This window comes from Streptomyces axinellae (genome assembly GCF_039532135.1).
Classification (GTDB): domain Bacteria; phylum Actinomycetota; class Actinomycetes; order Streptomycetales; family Streptomycetaceae; genus Streptomyces; species Streptomyces axinellae.
The window spans coordinates 20,563-38,583 of record NZ_BAAARJ010000024.1; the positions used below are offsets into that span (position 1 = coordinate 20,563).

Sequence of the window (18,021 nt, forward strand, 5' to 3'; positions counted from 1 at the left end):
CACACCACGCCCGCCCGCGAAGGACACCCGCCATGCGCGTCACCGATCTCTACATCAGCGGCCTGGGCACCTACCTGCCCGAGGCGGTCAGCGTCGAACAGGCCGTGGCCGAGGGGCTGTACCCGGAACTGGAGGCCGAACTCCACGAGCTGGGGGGCGCCGCCGTGGCCGGTGACACCCCGGCCCCCGAGATGGCGCTCTACGCCGCGCAGCACGCCTTCAAACGCTGCGGGCGCCGCCCCACCGACCTCGACCTGCTGCTCTATGTGGCCACCTGGCACCAGGGGCCCGAGGGCTGGCTGCCGCACTCCTACCTCCAGCGGCACCTGACCGGCGGCGGGATGACGGCCTCGGAGATCCATCTGGGCTGCAACGGCATGTTCAGCGCCCTCGAACTCGCCGTCGGCCACCTGCGGGCCGAGTCCGGGCGGCGAGCCGCGCTGCTGGTCGCCGCCGACAACTACGGCACGCCCATGACCGACCGGTGGCGCATGGGACCCGGCTACATCTGCGGAGACGCCGCGAGCGCCCTCGTCCTCACCAAGGACGAGGGCTTCGCCCAGCTCGCGGCCGTCCGCTCCGCGACGGTGCCCGAGGCCGAGGAGCTGCACCGGGGAGCCGAACCGCTCTTCCCGCCCGGCATCCTCGACGGCCGCGGCCTCGACTTCGGCCGGCGCAACGAGGAGTACCGGCAGCGCTCCCGGTCCGACGGCGGCGGGACCCTCGCGCTCTTCACCATCCAGCAGCGGCTCACCGAGGTCATCGACGCCACCCTCGCGGACGCGGGCATCACCGTCGGCGACCTGACCCGGGTCGCCTTCATGAACTACGCCCGCGACATCGTCGAACAGCGCTGCATGGTGCCCCTGGACCTGCCGCTGGAGAAGTCCACCTGGGAGTTCGGCCGCACCATCGGCCACTGCGGAGCCAGCGACCAGATCCTGTCGCTCGACCACCTGGTGACCACCGGCCGGCTCGGCCCCGGCGACCACATGCTGCTGCTCGGCACCGGCCCCGGCGTCACCCTCTCGTGCGCCGTCGTGAAGATGCTCAGCGCACCGCCCTGGGCGGCATGACCCACGGCCCCGGGCGGAACGCCCCACGGCCCCGGGCGGAATGACCCACGCCCGGCACCGGGCGTCCGAGAACCGAAAGGAATGACGTCGATGGCCGACGGACAGCAAGCGGGAGCCGAAGAGGCCGGGGCGGGAGCCGCACCGGCACCCGGCGAGCCCGTGGCGGTGATCGGTATCGGCTGCCGCTTCCCGGGCGGGGCCGACACCCCCGAGGCGTTCTGGCAGCTCCTCCTCGACAACCGCAACACCGCGGGCGAGGTACCGCCCGAGCGGTGGCGCCCCTACGAGGAGCTGGGCCCCGAATACAGCACCGTGCTGCGCCGCGCGCTGCGCAAGGGCAGCTTCCTGGACGGCATCGACCAGTTCGACGCCGAGTTCTTCGGGATCTCGCCCCGTGAGGCCGAACTGATGGACCCGCAGCAGCGGATCCTCGTGGAGGTGGTCTGGGAAGCCCTCGAACACGCCGGGATACCCCCGCGCTCCCTGGCCGGCACCGACGCCGGGGTCTTCGTGGGCGCCTGCACCGACGACTACCGCCGCTTCCTGCTGGAAGACCTGACGCACATGGACGCCTGGAGCGGCATCGGCGCCGCCCGCTGCGCCACCGCCAACCGCGTCTCCCACCTGCTCGACCTGCGCGGCCCCAGCCTCGCGGTGGACACCGCCTGCTCCGCCTCGCTGGTCGCCCTCCACCTGGCCTGCCAGAGCCTGCGGCTGGGGGAGAGCAGCATCGCGCTGGTCGGCGGCGTCAACCTCGTCATCTCGCCCGGCGAGACGCTCACCCTGGACCTGGCGGGCGCACTCGCGCCCGACGGCCGCTCCAAGGCGTTCGACGCCTCGGGCGACGGTTACGGCCGGGGGGAGGGCTGCGGGGTGCTCGTCCTCAAGCCGCTGGAGCGGGCCCGGGCCGACGGCGACCGCGTGCTGGCCGTCGTCCGGGGCAGCGCCGTCAACCAGGACGGCTACACCAACGGGATCATGGCGCCCTGCGGCACCGCCCAGGAGTACGTGATGGCCCGCGCCTGCGACCAGGCCGGTCTGGCGCCCGGCACCATCGACTACGTCGAGGCACACGGCACCGGCACCCAACTCGGCGACCCCATGGAAGCCTCCGCCATCGGCGCCGTCTACGGCGCGCGGCGGCCTGCCGAGGCGCCCTGCCTCATCGGCTCCGTCAAGGCCAACATCGGCCACCTGGAAGGCGCCGCCGGAGTCGCCGGGCTCATCAAGGCCACCCTCGCGCTCTCCCACGGACACATCCCCGGCAACCCGCTGGTCACCGGCCTCAACACCGAGATCCCCTGGGACAGCACGGGGCTGCGCGTCGTCACCCGCGCCGAGCCCTGGCCCGAGCGCGACCACCCGCGCCGCGCCGGGGTCTCCGGCTTCGGCTACGGCGGCACCATCGCCCACATCGTCCTCGAACAGGCCCCCGCCCCGGCTCCCGGTCTCCGCCACGGCCCCGCCCGGGCAGGGCAGTCGGAGGCCGCGCCTGCCGGGCAGGCCCACCACCTCTTCCCGCTCTCCGCCGGGTCGGCGCCCGGACTGCGCCGCCAGGCCGGGGCGCTCGCCGACTGGCTGGAGCGCCACGGAGCACCCGCCGCCACCGCGCCGGGCGAGGAGCCGGAGCGGATACAGCCGGAGCCGGGACAGGGGGAGCGGACGCAGGGGGAGCAGGCGGAGCGGACGCTGCTGCGCTCGCTCGGGCACACCCTCGCCCACCGCCGCTCCCCGCTCGCCCACCGCGCCGCCGTGGCCGCCCCGAGCCGCGCGGAGCTGACGGCGGCCCTGCGCGCACTGGCCGCCGACGAACAGGCCGACGGGCTGACCACGGGCCGGCCCCTCAGCGAACCCGGCAAGGGCCTCGTGTGGGTCTTCTCCGGACACGGCTCCCAGTGGGCGGGCATGGGCCGCGAACTGCTCGCCACCGAGCCGGAGTTCGGCAAGACCATTGATGCCCTGGAGCCCATATTCCAGGAGGAGATCGGCTTCTCACCCCGTCAGGCCCTGGTCGAGGGCGACTTCGCCACCGTGGACCGCGTCCAGTGCATGATCTTCGCCACCCAGGTCGGCCTCGCCGCCGTGTGGCGGTCCTACGGAGTGCGGCCGGACGCGGTGATCGGGCACTCCGTCGGCGAGATCGCCGCCGCCGTGACCAGCGGAGCGCTCGGCCTCCAAGGCGGCGCACGGCTCATCTGCCGCCGCTCCCTGCTGCTGCGGCGCGTCGCAGGCCAGGGCGCCATGGCGATGGCCGGGCTCACCTTCGAGGAGGCCGCGCGCCGACTGGACGGAAACGAGCGGGTCGGCCCGGCCATCGCCTCCTCCCCGGTCTCCACGGTCATCGCGGGCGACCCCGAGGCCGTCGCCGAGACCGTCGCCGCGTGGCAGGCCGAAGGCATCGTCGTCCGCAAGGTCGCCTCCGATGTGGCCTTCCACAGCCGGCACATGGACCCGCTGCTGGACGAACTGGCCGCCGCAGCCGCCGACCTGGACACCGGCAGCGCCCAACTGCCCGCCTACACCACCGCGCTCGTCGACCCCCGCAGCCGCCCCGTGCTCGACGGCGCCTACTGGGCGGCGAACCTGCGCAGCCCCGTACGCCTGGCCGCCGCCGTCACCGCGGCGGCCGAGGACGGCTACCGGGCCTTCCTGGAGATCTCCCCGCACCCGGTCGTGACCCACTCGATCAGCGAGACACTCTCCGAACGCGGCATCGAGGACGCCTTCGTCGGCGGTACCCTGCGCCGGGACCGGCCCGAACGCGGGGCGCTGCTGGCGGCGATCGGCGCGGCGCACTGCCACGGCCACCCCGTCGAGTGGGCCAGGCTCCAGCCCTCCGGCGCCCTCCTCGACGTACCCACCATGTCCTGGCAGCACCGCAGCCACTGGCGCGATCCGCGCTACGGCACCCCGGGCGCCGCCTTCCAGCACGACCCCGGCACCCGCACCCTCCTGGGCGCGGCGACCACGGTGGCGGGCAGCGGGATCCAGCTGTGGCGCACCACCCTGGACGACGGCAACCGCCCCTACCCGGGCAGCCACACCATCAACGGCGTCGAGATCGTCCCGGCGGCCGTCATGGTGGAGTCGTTCTTCCGCACCGTCAGCGACGACCCCGCCACGGCCCCGGCACTCACCGGCTTGACGATGCGTCAGCCACTGATGACGGGCGCGCGCCGCGAGGTCCAGATCCTGCGCGAGGGGACGGCGCTGCGGCTCGCCTCGCGCGCCTGCCCCGAGAACGAAGCACCCGGCACGGTATGGCTCACCCACGCCGAGGCCGAACTGGCCCCGCAGGCGGGCCCGGCCCCGAAACTCCTCGCGGAGGGAACGACCCTGCCGCTGGTGGACAGCGGACTGGTCCACCAGCGGCTCAGCGCGGTCGGCGTACCCTCCACCGGGTTCACCTGGACCGTCGAGGAACTGCGGCGCGGGGCAGGGCGGTTGCGCGGACGCGTGCGCTGCGAGCGCGACGAGGACGGCACACCCGGCTGGGCCCCGGTTCTGGACGCGGTGATGACGCTGGCTCCCGTCACCTATCCGGGAGACCCGGTGCTGCGCATGGTCGTGGCGGCGGGCGAGATAGCCACCCTCGGGGCCCCTCCCGGAACAGTGGTGGTCGAGATCGCCGTCCGGGACGGGAGCGAGGACACGGTGGACGTCCTCGTCCGCGATCCGGCGGGCGCTCCCGTGGCGCACGTCAAGGGCCTCGTCTACGCCGTCATCGGGCAGGAGGACTCCGCCGCCCCCGACCCGGCCCGGCTCGTGCACACCCTCGCCTGGCACCCCGCCGCCGAACAGCCACGGCCCGCCGAACCCGTCCGCGACCTCGTCCTCGCCGGGGCGCACGACGAACTGCCAGCACTCGCCGACGCGTTGCGCAAACGCTGGAGCGCTGCCGGGCGCGGCTGTGTGACGGCCGCCTCCGACGCCGACGGCCTCCCCCCGGCGCCACCGGACGGCGCCGACGTCCTGGTGATCGCCGGGCAGCCGGGGCCCTGCACCGCACCGGATGAGGCCGCGACGGCTGCCGCCGCGGCGCTGCGGGCCACCGCCCACCGGCTCAGCCTGGAGCCGGGCGCCGGCTCGGCCCGGCTGTGGCTGCTGACCTCGGGCCTGCTGGACGAACACCACGAGGCGAGCCTCGTCCACTCCGCGCTGGCCGGACTGGGCCGCGCCCTGGCGGCCGAATACCCGGACGTGTGGGGCGGTGTCATCGACGCGGCGGACGGCACGCCCGAGGAGGCCGCCTCGATGGTCGCCGCGCTGCTCGTCTCCGCCGCCCCCGGCGAGGTGACGGTGGTGCGCGGGGGCCAGGCCCGCACCGCCCGGCTCGCCCGCGCCGAGGGGCACCCGGCGGGCGGCCCGCTGGAGTGCCGCGCGGACGGCACCTACCTGGTGACCGGCGGGCTCGGCCCCGAAGGGCTGGAGGCGGTGCGCGGGCTGGCGGACCGGGGCGCCCGCAGGCTCGTGCTGGCCGGGGCCGAGCAGCTGCCGCCCCGCGCGGCCTGGGAGCGGCCCGCCGATCCGGCAACGCGCCGGCGGATCGCCGCCGTCCAGGAACTGGAAGCCTCGGGCGTCACGGTGCGCACCATGACGCTGCACGCCGGAACGGACAGCCTGGAGGAGGTCCGGCGCAGGCTCGACGCACTCGAACTCCCGCCGGTACGCGGCGTGGTGCACATCCCGGCAGGCGACCCGGACGCGCAAGGCACCCCAAGCACACCGGACGGCAGCACCGACGCGGGCCCGGACGCGGTCTCAGACGGTGAACCGGCGGCAGCCCGCGATGTGGCCGGGCCGTCCCTCGCCGGGGCATGGCTGCTGCACCGGCTCTTCCCGCCCGGCACACTCGACTTCCTGCTGCTGGTCTCCTCCTGCGGCCCGCTGCTCGGCCTGCCCGGCGCGAGCGGCCGGGGAGTGGTGGCCGGCTTCCTCGAAGCCCTGGCCGCACACCGCACGGCGCTGGACGAGTCCGAAGGCACGCTCTGCCTGGGCCAGTTGCCGCCCGCCGCCGACGAAGAGGCGCTTCGGCGACGGTGCCTGGGAGCCGTGCCCGCCACGGAGATGTGGGAGGTCTGGGACGCGGCACGGCAGCACGGCCCCGGCACCTACACCGCCGTACGCACCTTCCCGCCGAGCCCCGAGGACGGCCGCGTACTGCCGCCCGTACTGGCGGACCTCACCTTCGAGGAGGAGGCGACGCGCGGGGACGGGAGCGGGGACGGGGACGGGGCCCCCGCGTGGTCCGAGTTGTCTCCCGAACAGCTCGCCGCGTCTCTGACCGAGGAGGTGGGGGCGCAGATCGCGCTGGAGATGAAGCTCCCGTGCGACGACCTCGATCCGCGCAGGTCGCTGGTGGAGCAAGGGCTGGACTCGGTGTTGACGATCATGGTCAGGCGGCGGCTGGAGAAGCGGTTCGGGCACAAGCTGCCCGCGACCTTGCTGTGGCAGAAGCCGACCGTGCAGGCGATAGCGGGCCATCTCGCCGAACTGCTCACCGAGCCGGACGAGGCCGCGGAGGCCGACGGGACGGCCGACGGGAGGAGCGCAGGGAAGGCCGTGGCCGCCGGGCTGTGAACCGCGACGTCCAGAGCACAGTTCACAGCGGAACTCCACCAGGAAGTTCACCAGGAAGTTCACCACGAAGTTCAGAACAAATGGGGCACGGGCTCTTCTCAACAGGCGGTGCGCAGTATATGTTTACTGCGCGCGCTGTTCGGAAGCTGCCCGAGCTGGACGGCGCCGCCTGTGCGGCGTCGTCCGAAGCCCCGCTCCCATCCCCCGTGGGGAGCGGGGCTTTCCGCTTCCCGGGATCGCACTCCCCGCGATATCGCGGGGCGGCGAACCGACAGTGTGAAGGAGAAGGGCACGTGGTCAGTGCTGGACGGCCGTTCGGCCGCCGATGGATCAACGGGCTGTGGGACGCGCTCGTCCTGTTCGGCGGCACCTGGGTGCATGTGGGCCCGCATCAGCCGCCCTTGGGTACCCCGGCTCCTTCGCAGCCGCCCCACCGGGACCTTCCCGCCCCGCACCCCGAACGACTGTGCCCCGAGACTCCGTTGACCCCCACCGAGCGCGCCCTCGACGCCCAGCTGCGCGACCTGTGAGGCGGCCCCGGCGCGCCGGGGCCCGCGTCATGGGTCCGTGTCGCGGGTCCGTGTACCGGGTCCGCGTGAGTGACTGGGCTCCGGGATCCACTCACCCTGAGTGATAGCCCGTTATGCCTGAATTCAACGCATATGTACCCTGAAGGGGGCGGGGACGGCAGCTTGTGCGGCGGGAAGGCGGACAGATGGCTTCGGTCGGTGGAGTGCCCTGCTGGGTGAGTCTGATGGCCCCCGATCCACAGGCCGCCGAGAGCTTCTACGGGCCCGTGCTGGGCTGGACCTTCGAACCCTCCTCCGCCGGGCCAGACTCGCGGGTCGCCACGGTGGAGGGGCAGCCGGTCGCCGGTGTCAGCGAGCTGTCAGCCGGTGCCGACCAGGGCTCCGAGCGCTGGACCGTGTACTTCCAGGTGCGGGACGCGGACCTGGTGGCCGAGCGCATCGCCGAGCGCGGCGCGACCGTCGCGGTCGGACCGCTGCGCACCGGCGGCGGACGCGCGGTCATCGCCGCCGACCAGGCGGGCGCCCCCTTCGGGCTGTGGCAGGGCGAGCGGCCGGCCTCCTGGACGGTCGGCACGGGCCGGGCCCCCGCCTGGCTCCAGCTGCACACCCGGGACGCCTTCGCCTCCGCTGTCTTCTACGGCGAGATCTTCGACTGGATGGGCGACCCCCGCCACGGAGTCACCTACGAGGAGCAGTACGAGGAGATCGTCATCCGGGTCGAGGGACACCCCGTCGCCGGGGTGCGCGGCGGGGCGCTGGAGTCGCCGCCCGATCCCCGTATCCGCTCGCGATGGGAGCCGTACTTCCGGGTACCCGATCTTGACGCGGCGGTGAGCGCCGCGGAACGGGAGGGCGGCGAGACCGTCTCACCGCCCAGGGCGGCGCCTCTGGGCAGGACAGTGACGCTCCGTGACCCCAAGGGCGCCTCCTTCTGCCTCCTCAGCACCTGATAAGGAGCACGACATGCAGGAGAACGACAAGAACGGCCCGATCCAGGACGACGAGGCCAAGAAGCGGCTTCAGGGCGATCTTCGTTCGAACCGCATGGAGGGACGCGAGATGGAGCCCTCCGGTGAGGACCAGCCCGAGCCCACCCGCGACCCCCAGGCGCTGCGCACCGGAGGCACCCCTTCCGGGATGACGCCCCGGGATGTGGAGCTGCGCTCGGAGATCGCGACCTACCTCGGCAGGCACCTGTACCCGACCGACCGCGAGGCGGTCCTGGACGCGCTGCGCGCCGAGCACGCCCCCGACCGGCTCGTCGAGATGGCCGCCGGTCTGCCCGCGGACGCCCACTACACCAATGTGCAGGAGCTGGCCCAGGCTCTCGGGCTGCACACCGAGTCGGGCCGGGGCTGACCGGGACAAGGCCGCCCTCGGCCACCATTTGCCCGCCTGCCTGCCGGATCGCCCGGACCCAGCCGGTGCGGCGGTTGTCAGGGCAGGATCGAGTCCACGTAGCCGCCATCCACGCGCAGTGCGCCGCCCGTGGTGGCCGAGGCCAGCGGTGAGCTGAGGTAGACGACCATGTTGGCGATCTCCTCGGGCTCGATCAGCCGCTGGATGAGCGACTGCGGACGGTGCTCGCGCATGAAGGCCCGCTGCGCCTCGTCCCAGGGCAGCGCGCTGTCCACCAGTTCGTAGACGAAGTCCTCGACGCCGCCGGTGCGGGTGGGCCCCGCGATCACGGAGTTGACCGTCACGCCGCTGCCCGCCGCCTCCTTGGCGAAGCCGCGCGAGACTCCCAGCAGGGCCGTCTTGGACATGCCGTAGTGGATCATCTCGGCCGGGATGACGACGGCGGAGTCGCTGGCGATGTTCAGGACCCGGCCCCAGGCGTTGTCCTTCATGCCCGGCAGGTAGGCCCGGATCATCCGGACGGCGGTCAGTACGTTGACCTCGAAGTAGCGGCGCCACTCGGCGTCCTCGATGTCCAGCGCCGGCCTGGCGCCGAAGACGCCCAGATTGTTGACGAGGATGTCGGCGCCCGGGACGGCCTCCAGTACGGCGGCGCAGCCCTCGTCCGTGGCGAGGTCGCCCGGCGCCCCGAGGAACGTGGCGCCCTCGCACTCGGCGCCCAGCCGCTCCACCGCCTCGCCGACGGACCGCTCGCTGCGGCCGTTGACCGCGACCCGGGCCCCGGAGCGGGCCAGCCCCGCCGCGATGGCGGCCCCGATGCCCTGCGTTGACCCGGTGACCAGGGCCGTCTTCCCGGTGAGGTCGATGAGCAAGGGACTCCCCTTCCGCGCGTGTGCCGCCCCCGGTTCGGCCCCCGTTGCCGTTGACCAGTATGAACGCCGTCCACGCGTTCGACCGTCCGCAACGCCGCCCCGCAACGCCGCCGCGCGAGGGTTCGGCCGGTCCGGGGTGGAACGGTCCGGGGCGGAACGGGCCGGGCCGCGGACAACCTCTGAACCATCAGCTCCCGTATGTGGCAGGGGAGTTGCGCCGCCCCTCTTGACGTCATGTTCACATCAGAGAAACATCCCCGGCAAGAGAGCGCTCTCGGCACCTTCACCCGTTCACTTCCTGAACCAGGAGTCCGGAAGACCAGGAGAGTTGCCATGCCCACACCCCCCACACCCGTAACGCCCTCCCCGGACAGCGGCGGCTCCAGACCCGCACGGCGCGCGGTCCTCGGTGCGCTGGCCACCGCGGGCGCCGCCCCCGCGCTGACGGCGCTCGCCGCCGGCCAGGCGTCCGCGAAACCCACCGCCGGCCGGCCGCGTGCCGTCCCCGGCGGTGGCGACCTCGGCCCGAACGTCATCATCTTCGACCCCGCCACCCCCGGCATCCAGGGCAAGCTGGACGAAGTCTTCCGCAAGCAGGAGTCCGCGCAGTTCGGCACCGGCCGCTACGCCTTCCTCTTCCGCCCCGGCAGCTACAGCGGCCTCAACGCCCAGCTCGGCTTCTACACCTCCATCGCCGGCCTCGGCCTCTCGCCCGACGACACCTCGATCAACGGCGATGTGACCGTGGACGCCGGCTGGTTCGACGGCAACGCCACCCAGAACTTCTGGCGCTCCACGGAGAACCTCGCCCTCACCCCCGTCAGCGGCACCAATCGCTGGGCCGTCGCACAGGCCGCGCCGTTCCGCCGTATGCACATCCGCGGCGGCCTCAACCTTTCGCCCGACGGCTACGGCTGGGCCAGCGGCGGCTACATCGCGGACAGCCGGATCGACGGCAGCGTCGGCCCCTACTCCCAGCAGCAGTGGTACACCCGCGACAGCTCCGTGGGCGGCTGGCTCAACGCCGTGTGGAACATGGTCTTCTCCGGCGTCCAGGGCGCCCCGGGCCAGAGCTTCCCCGAGCCGCCCTACACCACCTTGGACACCACGCCCCTCTCCCGCGAGAAGCCGTTCCTGTACCTGGGCGGCGGGGGTGCTGAGGACTTCCGCGTCTTCCTGCCCGAACTGCGCCGCGACGCCTCGGGCGTGACGTGGGGCAACGGCACCCCGCGCGGGGAGTCGCTGCCGCTGAGCGAGTTCTACGTCGTCAAGGAGGGGGCGACGGCGACGACCATCAACCAGGCGCTGGAGCAGGGGCTCAACCTGCTGCTGACACCCGGCGTCTACCACTTGGACAAGACCGTCGAGGTCAAGCGCGCCGGGACCGTCGTGCTCGGCCTCGGCTACGCCACACTCGTCCCGGACAGCGGCGTCACCGCACTGCGGGTCGCCGACGTGGACGGCGTGCGGCTGGCCGGGTTCCTCATCGACGCCGGGTCCGTCAACTCCAAGACGCTGCTGGAGGTCGGTCCCGAGGGTGCCTCCGCCGACCACGCGGGCAACCCCACCACCGTCCAGGACGTCTTCATCCGGATCGGCGGCGCGGGCCCCGGCAAGGCCACCACCAGCATGGTCGTCAACAGCAACCACACCCTCGTCGATCACACCTGGGTCTGGCGGGCCGACCACGGCGACGGCGTCGGCTGGGAGACCAACCGCGCCGACTACGGGGTCGTCGTCAACGGCGACGACGTGCTGGCCACGGGCCTGTTCGTCGAGCACTTCAACAAGTACGACGTGCAGTGGAACGGCGAGCGCGGGCGCACGGTCTTCTTCCAGAACGAGAAGGCGTACGACGCGCCGAACCAGGCCGCCATCGACAACGGCGGCATCAAGGGATTCGCCGCCTACAAGGTCGCTGACTCGGTGGGCACCCACGAGGGCTGGGGGATGGGCAGCTACTGCTTCTACAACGTGGACCCGTCCATCCGGCAGGCACACGGCTTCGCCGCGCCGAACGTGCCAGGGGTGAAATTCCACGGACTGCTCGCCGTCTCGCTGAGCGGCCACGGGCAGTACGACCACGTCATCAACGACACCGGAGCGGCCACCTCCGGCTCGGACACCGTGCCGTCCAAGGTCGTCTCCTACCCCTGAGCGCCGGGGCACCGGGGGCTGCCAGGAACCACCGGGTTCCTCGGTGGCCCCTGGGCCGGGCCCGGGTGGTCCGGCGCCACCGGGCCGCCCGGCCCCGCCCCCGAGACCGGTTGCGCTGTGCGAGGGGCGCGCCGATGCGGCCGGGAGGCGCGGGCGAGTGCCCCGCGTATGCGGAGATGGTCCGAGCGGCGGCGCGCACGGCCACGGGGCGCCGCATGAGCGGAGGAGTGAGCGCATGGTCAGCGGCGGCGACAGCACAAGGGGAACCGGGCCCGGAACCGGAACCGGTGGGGCCGCCCGGCCCGGCGGCGGGGCGGCACGCGGCGCGGACGGCGGCGGCGACGGCGGCAGGGAAGAGAACGGGGTGCCCCCGCTGCGGTGTCTGGTCACCGGGGGCACCGGCTACATCGGCGGGCGGCTGGTGCCCGAACTGCTGGCGGCCGGGCACCAGGTGCGCTGTCTGGCCCGCTCGCCCGAGAAGCTGCGGGACCACCCCTGGTCGGAGCGGGTGGAGCGGGTGCGCGGCGATGTCACGGACGCGGACTCGCTCGGCCCGGCGATGCGGGACATCGACGTCGCCTACTACCTGGTGCACGCGCTCGGCGCCGGACGCGGGTTCGAGGAGACCGACCGGGAGGCCGCCCGTACCTTCGGCGAGGCGGCCCGCGCGGCCGGGGTACGGCGGATCGTCTACCTCGGCGGCCTCACCCCGCCCGGCGTCCCTGAGGCGCGGCTCTCCCCGCACCTGCGCTCCCGTACCGAGGTCGGCCGCATCCTGCTGGAGTCGGGGGTGCCCACCACGGTGCTGCGCGCGGCCGTCATCATCGGCTCCGGTTCCGCGTCCTTCGAGATGCTGCGCTATCTCACCGAGCGGCTGCCGGTGATGGTCACCCCGAGCTGGCTGACGACCCGCACCCAGCCGATCGCCGTCCGCGACGTGCTGCGCTACCTGGTGGGCAGCGCGCGGATGCCCGGCGAGGCGAGCCGGGCCTTCGACATCGGCGGGCCCGACGTGCTGACCTATGAGGACATGATGCGGGGCTACGCCGCCGCCGCCGAACTGCCCCGGCGGCTGATCCTGCGGGTGCCCATGCTGACTCCCGGGCTCTCCAGCCACTGGATCGGGCTGGTCACCCCCGTACCGGCCTCGATCGCCCGGCCGCTGGCCGAGTCGCTGCGGCACGAGGTGGTCTGCCAGGAGCACGACATCGCGCGGTACGTCCCCGATCCGGACGGGTTCCCGCTGCCGTTCGACGCGGCCTTGCGGCTGGCCCTGCGCAGGGTCGGGGAGGCGCTGGTGCCCACGCGGTGGTCCTCGGCCGCCGTGCCGGGCGCGCCGAGCGACCCGCTGCCCACCGATCCGGACTGGGCGGGCGGCAGCCTGTACGAGGATTGCCGGGAGCGGACGGTGGACGCCTCGCTGGCGGCGCTGTGGCGGGTGATCGAGGGCATCGGCGGCAGCAACGGCTGGTACTCCTTCCCGCTGGCCTGGGCGGTGCGCGGCTGGCTGGACCGGCTGGTGGGCGGGGTCGGCCTGAGCCGGGGGCGGCGGGATGCCGCACATCTGCGGGTGGGGGACTCACTGGACTTCTGGCGGGTGGAGGAGATCCAGCCCGGGCGGTTGCTGCGGCTGCGCGCCGAGATGCGGCTGCCCGGGCTCGCCTGGCTGGAGATGTGCGTGGAGTCCGAGGGCGGAACGGACGGCGCGACGGCCGGGGAGGGCGGCGTGCGCTACCGGCAGCGCGCCCTGTTCCATCCGCACGGGCTGCTGGGGCACTTGTACTGGTGGAGCGTCTCGCCGTTCCACGCGGTGGTCTTCGGCGGCATGGCCCGCAACATCGCCCGCGCGGCGGCCGGGGAGCGGCCCGTGGCGGAGAAGGCCCGTACCGGCCATTGACACCCGTCATCGCCCTTCATACTGTCGCAACGCCATTTCGAACGGGTTTCGAAATACCGAACGACAGGAGCGGCTCTCGTGCGCATCACCGGCATCACCACCCACGTGGTCGGCACGCCTTGGCGGAACCTGACCTATGTCCAGGTGCACACCGACGAAGGGCTCACCGGGGTGGGCGAGACCCGGATGCTCGGCCACACCGACGCGCTGATCGGCTACCTGCGCGAGGCGGAGGCCAACCACATCGCCGGCTCCGACCCGTTCGCCATCGAGGACCTGGTGCGCCGCATGAAGTACGGCGACTACGGGCGGGCCGGGGAGATCGTGATGTCCGGCATCGCCTGCGTGGAGATGGCCTGCTGGGACATCAAGGGCAAGGCGCTGGGCGTGCCGGTCTGGCAGCTGCTCGGCGGCCGGGTCCACGACACCGTCAAGGCGTACGCCAACGGCTGGTACACCACCGAGCGCACCCCCGAGGCATACCACCGGGCCGCCAAGGAGGTCGTGGCCCGGGGCTACCGCGCTGTGAAGATCGACCCGTTCGGCACCGGCCACCTCGAACTCTCCCAGGAGGACACGCACTACGCCGTCTCGCTCATCGAGGCCGTACGCGATGCCATCGGGCCCTCGGCGGAGCTGATGCTGGAGATGCACGGCCGCTTCGCCCCGGCCACCGCCGTACGGCTCGCCCGCGAGATGGCACCCTTCCGCCCCGCCTGGCTGGAGGAGCCCGTACCGCCGGAGAACCTCAAGGCGCTCTCGAAGGTCGCCGCCAAGGTGGACATGCCCGTGGCCACGGGGGAGCGCATCCACGACCGGATCGAGTTCCGCGAGCTGTTCGAGAGCCAGGCCGCCGACATCATCCAGCCCGACGTCGGCCATATCGGCGGCATCCTGGAGACCCGCAAGCTCGCCGCCACCGCCGAGACCCACTACACGCTGGTGGCCCCGCACAACGTGGGCGGTCCCGTACTCACCGCCGCCACGCTCCAAGTCGGCTTCACCACACCGAACTTCAAAATCCTGGAGCACTTCAACGACTTCGCGGACGCCGAGATCAAGAAAGTCGTCAAGGGCGCGCCGCAGGTCGATCCCGCCACCGGCTGCTTCACCCGCTCCGAGGAGCCCGGACTCGGCGTCGAGCTGGACACCGACGCGGCGGCCGAATTCCCGCAGCAGCGCGCCCACTTCGACCTGTGGGCCGAAGGCTGGGAGACCCGCAGGCCCGGGGCGTCGGCATGACCACGGGGCAGGCCGTCGTGCTCGACGGGCCCGGGGCCGTCCGGCTCGTGCCGCACACCCCGCGCCCGCCGGGGCCGGGTGAAGTGCTGGTGCGCGTGCACGCCGCCGGGGTGTGCGGCAGCGACCGCGAGGTCTACCAGGGCAATCGCCCCGAGGGATATGTCCGCTACCCGGTCACCCCGGGCCATGAGTGGTCGGGGACGGTGGCCGAGGCGGGCGAGGGCGTGCCCGTGGCGCTCACCGGGCGCAAGACCGTCGGCGCGGGCTTCCGCAACTGCCAGGTGTGCGAGCGCTGTCACGCGGGGGAGACCACGCTGTGCGGCGCCGGGTACGAGGAGACCGGCTTCACCCAGCCGGGAGCCATGGCCCCCACCCTCACCCTCCCGGCCCGGTTGCTGCACCTGCTCGACGACGCGGCCGATCTGACCGCCGCCGCACTGCTGGAGCCCGCCGCCTGCGTGGCCGCCGCCGTGCTGAAGGCGCAGGTGCGGGCGGGGGACAAGGTGGCCGTCGTCGGCGCCGGAACCCTCGGCCTGCTCGCCGCCCAGCTGTTGCGGGCCGCCTCGCCCGCCGAACTGCTGGTCGTCGGGCTCGATGCCGAACGCGCGCAGCTGGCCGAGGAGTTCGGTGCCACCGACTACCGCACACCGCCGGAGGCGGCCGGCCTCGGCGGCTACGACGTGGTGCTGGAGGCCGCCGGGTCCGCGAGCGCCGCGCGCGCCGCAGCGCGGCTGCTGCGCCGGGGCGGGCGCCTGGTGCTCACCGGTTTGCCCGCACCCGGCGCCGAAGGGCTCGACCCGGGCGACCTCGTCCTACGGCAGACCGAGGTGCGCACCGTCTTCGGCGCACCGCCCGCCGCCTGGGCGCACGCCGTGCGGGCCTTCACCGCCGGGCTGCTCGCGCCGCTCCCGCTGGTCACCCACCGCCTGCCGCTCACCGACTACGAGCAGGCCATCGCCCTCACCGGCAGCGGCGACCCCGCCATCGGCAAGGTCCTGCTGCACCCCTGACGGGAACCCGCACCACCGGCGCCCCGCCCCGCACCGACTCGCATGAGCGCCCGCACCCTGCGCTCTGCCTCCGCACCCCGCACCCCGCACCCCGCACCCCGCACCTTGAGCACTTCAGCACCGAAGGAGCCGTATGCCGCCCGATTCCACCACCGCCCCCTCCGCCCCCGCCGGGCCGTCCGCCGGTCGCCGGCCCGGCGAACCCGCGCTCGGCGCGCTGGGGCTCGGGGCGCCGGAACCCGACCCCGCCGACGCCTCGCCGCACGCCTTTCCCGACGGCGGACGGTGGCGCACCGAGGTCCCCTCCGTCGAGGGGCCCGAGGCACTGGCCGCCGTCCTCAAGGAGTCGGCACGGCTCGATGTGCCGCTGCACCGCGTCAGCCAGGGCAGCGGCGTATGGATGCTCACCGATGCCGAGATCACGGAGATGGCCGAGGCGTGCGCCGCGCGTGAGGTGGAGCTGTGCCTGTTCACCGGCCCGCGCGGCACCTGGGACACCGGCGCCTCGTCCCGTACCGACTCGCGCGGCGGCGGGCTGCGGGCCCGGGGCCATGACGCGCTCGCGGGCTGCGTCGAGGACGCGCTGCGCGCCGCCGAGTTGGGGGTGCGCTGCCTCCTCGTCGCCGATGAGGGCGTGCTGTGGACACTGCACCGGGCGCGCGCCGCAGGGATCCTCCCCGCCGACACCACGTTGAAGGTCTCCGCACTGGTCGGGCCCGTCAACCCGGCCTCCTACGCGGTCCACGAGCGGCTCGGCGCCGACTCGCTGAACGTGCCCAGCGATCTGACGCTCGCTCACCTGACGGAGATCCGCAGGGTCAGCGGGGCCCCCATGGACATGTACATCGAGGCCCCGGACGACCTCGGCGGCTATGTGCGCATGTACGAGGTCGCCGAGCTGATCCGGCGCGGCGCGCCGCTCTACCTCAAGTTCGGCCTGGCCAAGGCGCCCAGCCTCTACCCCTCGGGCCGCCACCTGCGTGACGCCGTGCTCGAATCGGCGCGCGAGCGCGTCCGGCGCGGCCGGCTCGCCCTGGATCTGCTGGCCCGGCACGGCGCCGACGGCGGCATGTCCCCCCTCGGGGCGCGGCTGCCGGGCCCCCTGCACCGCTTCCCCGCAACAGAGTCCGAAGGGAACTGAGCCCATGCGCAAACCCCCGCGCACCCGCGGTCCGCGGATCGCCGCCTGCGCCGCGCTGGCCGTCACGCTCACGGCGGCGCTGGCCGGCTGCGGCCAGGAGGCCCGCGGCGGCAGCCGCTACCAGCCCGAGAAGGGCAAGGGCGGCACCGTCGGGCTGGCCATGCCCACCAAGTCCTCCGAACGCTGGATAGCCGACGGCAAGAACATGGCCGAGCAGTTCAAAAAGGCCGGGTACAAGACCGACCTCCAGTACGGCGACGACAAGGTGGAGAACCAGGTCGCCCAGCTAGAGAACATGATCACCAAGGGGCACCGGCTGCTCGTCGTCGCCGCCATCGACGGGTCGGCCCTCACCGATGTCCTCGCGCAGGCCCACGACGCGGGCGTCCGGGTCATCTCCTACGACCGGCTCATCCTGGGCACCAAGAACGTCGACTACTACGCGTCCTTCGACAACGAGCGGGTCGGCGAGCTGCAAGGCCAGTACATCCTCGACCGGCTGAAGCTGAAGAAGCCCGAAGCCCCCGGCGACAAGGCCGACGAGCAGCACATCGAGCTGTTCGCCGGCTCGCCCGACGACAACAACACCAAGTATTTCTGGAACGGCGCGATGAAGAGGCTCAAGCCGTACTTCGAGTCGGGCCAGCTGGTCGTGCGCAGCAAGCAGACCAAGATGAACCAGGCCACCACCTTGCGCTGGGACGGCGGCACGGCGCAAAAGCGCATGGACGACCTGATCAGCAAGAACTACGGCAACACCGACGTGGACGCCGTCCTCTCGCCCTACGACGGGATCTCCATCGGCATCATCTCCGCGCTCAAGAGCGCCGGCTACGGGTCCAAACGGCACCCGCTGCCCGTCGTCACCGGGCAGGACGCGGAGCTGGCCTCGGTCAAGTCCATCGTCGCGGGCGAGCAGACCCAGACCGTCTTCAAGGACACCCGCAAGCTGGCCAAGCAGGCCGTGCAGATGGGCGATGCCGTCCTCACCGGAAAGAAGCCCGAGGTCAACAACACCACGGACTACGACAACGGCAAGAAGGTCGTCCCCGCCTACCTGCTCAAGCCCGTCTCCGTGGACGAGAAGAACACCCAGCTCCTCGTGGACGAGGGCTACTTCACGGCAGGGCAGCTCAAGTGAGCGCCGCCGAGGAGCC

The 18,021-nt window shown here is 73.1% G+C and carries 12 protein-coding genes; 11 read left to right on the forward strand and 1 reads right to left on the reverse strand.

Annotated features, from left to right (window positions below):
* The first annotated feature begins 32 nt into the window (after positions 1 to 32).
* The 5 genes from ABD339_RS29000 to ABD339_RS29020 all read left to right on the forward strand — a co-directional run bounded on the left by ABD339_RS29000 (position 33) and on the right by ABD339_RS29020 (position 8,545).
* Positions 33 to 1,076, forward strand: coding sequence for a ketoacyl-ACP synthase III family protein (locus ABD339_RS29000; protein WP_344570111.1), 1,044 nt, complete (start codon positions 33 to 35; stop codon positions 1,074 to 1,076).
* A 90-nt stretch (positions 1,077 to 1,166) separates the two neighbouring features.
* The gene (locus tag ABD339_RS29005; RefSeq protein WP_344570112.1) at positions 1,167 to 6,656 is read left to right on the forward strand and encodes a type I polyketide synthase; all 5,490 of its coding nucleotides are present in this window, start codon (positions 1,167 to 1,169) and stop codon (positions 6,654 to 6,656) included.
* Between the two features lie 293 nt (positions 6,657 to 6,949).
* Positions 6,950 to 7,186, forward strand: a complete 237-nt coding sequence (locus ABD339_RS29010) for a DUF6059 family protein (protein ID WP_344570113.1) — start codon at positions 6,950 to 6,952, stop codon at positions 7,184 to 7,186.
* 185 nt (positions 7,187 to 7,371) lie between these two features.
* On the forward strand, positions 7,372 to 8,136 hold the full coding sequence (locus tag ABD339_RS29015; protein ID WP_344570114.1) for a VOC family protein: 765 nt from the start codon (positions 7,372 to 7,374) through the stop codon (positions 8,134 to 8,136).
* A gap of 13 nt (positions 8,137 to 8,149) precedes the next feature.
* Positions 8,150 to 8,545 carry a DUF2795 domain-containing protein gene (locus ABD339_RS29020; RefSeq protein ID WP_344570115.1) on the forward strand — a complete coding sequence of 132 codons (396 nt, stop codon included), beginning with the start codon at positions 8,150 to 8,152 and terminating at the stop codon, positions 8,543 to 8,545.
* 77 nt (positions 8,546 to 8,622) lie between these two features.
* On the opposite strand, the gene ABD339_RS29025 is transcribed toward ABD339_RS29020, so the two are convergent.
* Positions 8,623 to 9,417: an SDR family NAD(P)-dependent oxidoreductase gene (locus tag ABD339_RS29025; RefSeq protein WP_344570116.1), complete on the reverse strand. Its 795-nt coding sequence runs from the start codon at positions 9,415 to 9,417 to the stop codon at positions 8,623 to 8,625.
* 333 nt (positions 9,418 to 9,750) lie between these two features.
* Between ABD339_RS29025 and ABD339_RS29030 the strand changes: the two genes are divergently transcribed.
* The 6 genes from ABD339_RS29030 to chvE all read left to right on the forward strand — a co-directional run bounded on the left by ABD339_RS29030 (position 9,751) and on the right by chvE (position 18,005).
* Positions 9,751 to 11,574, forward strand: coding sequence for a coagulation factor 5/8 type domain-containing protein (locus tag ABD339_RS29030; RefSeq protein WP_344570117.1), 1,824 nt, complete (start codon positions 9,751 to 9,753; stop codon positions 11,572 to 11,574).
* A gap of 235 nt (positions 11,575 to 11,809) precedes the next feature.
* Positions 11,810 to 13,471 carry an SDR family oxidoreductase gene (locus tag ABD339_RS29035; protein WP_344570118.1) on the forward strand — a complete coding sequence of 554 codons (1,662 nt, stop codon included), beginning with the start codon at positions 11,810 to 11,812 and terminating at the stop codon, positions 13,469 to 13,471.
* 78 nt (positions 13,472 to 13,549) lie between these two features.
* Positions 13,550 to 14,713, forward strand: coding sequence for a mandelate racemase/muconate lactonizing enzyme family protein (locus ABD339_RS29040; RefSeq protein ID WP_344570119.1), 1,164 nt, complete (start codon positions 13,550 to 13,552; stop codon positions 14,711 to 14,713).
* The gene (locus ABD339_RS29045) at positions 14,710 to 15,723 is read left to right on the forward strand and encodes a zinc-dependent alcohol dehydrogenase (RefSeq protein ID WP_344570120.1); all 1,014 of its coding nucleotides are present in this window, start codon (positions 14,710 to 14,712) and stop codon (positions 15,721 to 15,723) included. Before ABD339_RS29040 ends, ABD339_RS29045 begins: the two co-directional genes overlap by 4 nt.
* A 133-nt stretch (positions 15,724 to 15,856) precedes the next feature.
* On the forward strand, positions 15,857 to 16,864 hold the full coding sequence (locus tag ABD339_RS29050) for a hypothetical protein (protein ID WP_344570121.1): 1,008 nt from the start codon (positions 15,857 to 15,859) through the stop codon (positions 16,862 to 16,864).
* 4 nt (positions 16,865 to 16,868) lie between these two features.
* Positions 16,869 to 18,005, forward strand: a complete 1,137-nt coding sequence (gene chvE / locus ABD339_RS29055) for a multiple monosaccharide ABC transporter substrate-binding protein (RefSeq protein ID WP_344570122.1) — start codon at positions 16,869 to 16,871, stop codon at positions 18,003 to 18,005.
* The last annotated feature ends 16 nt before the right edge of the window (positions 18,006 to 18,021 follow it).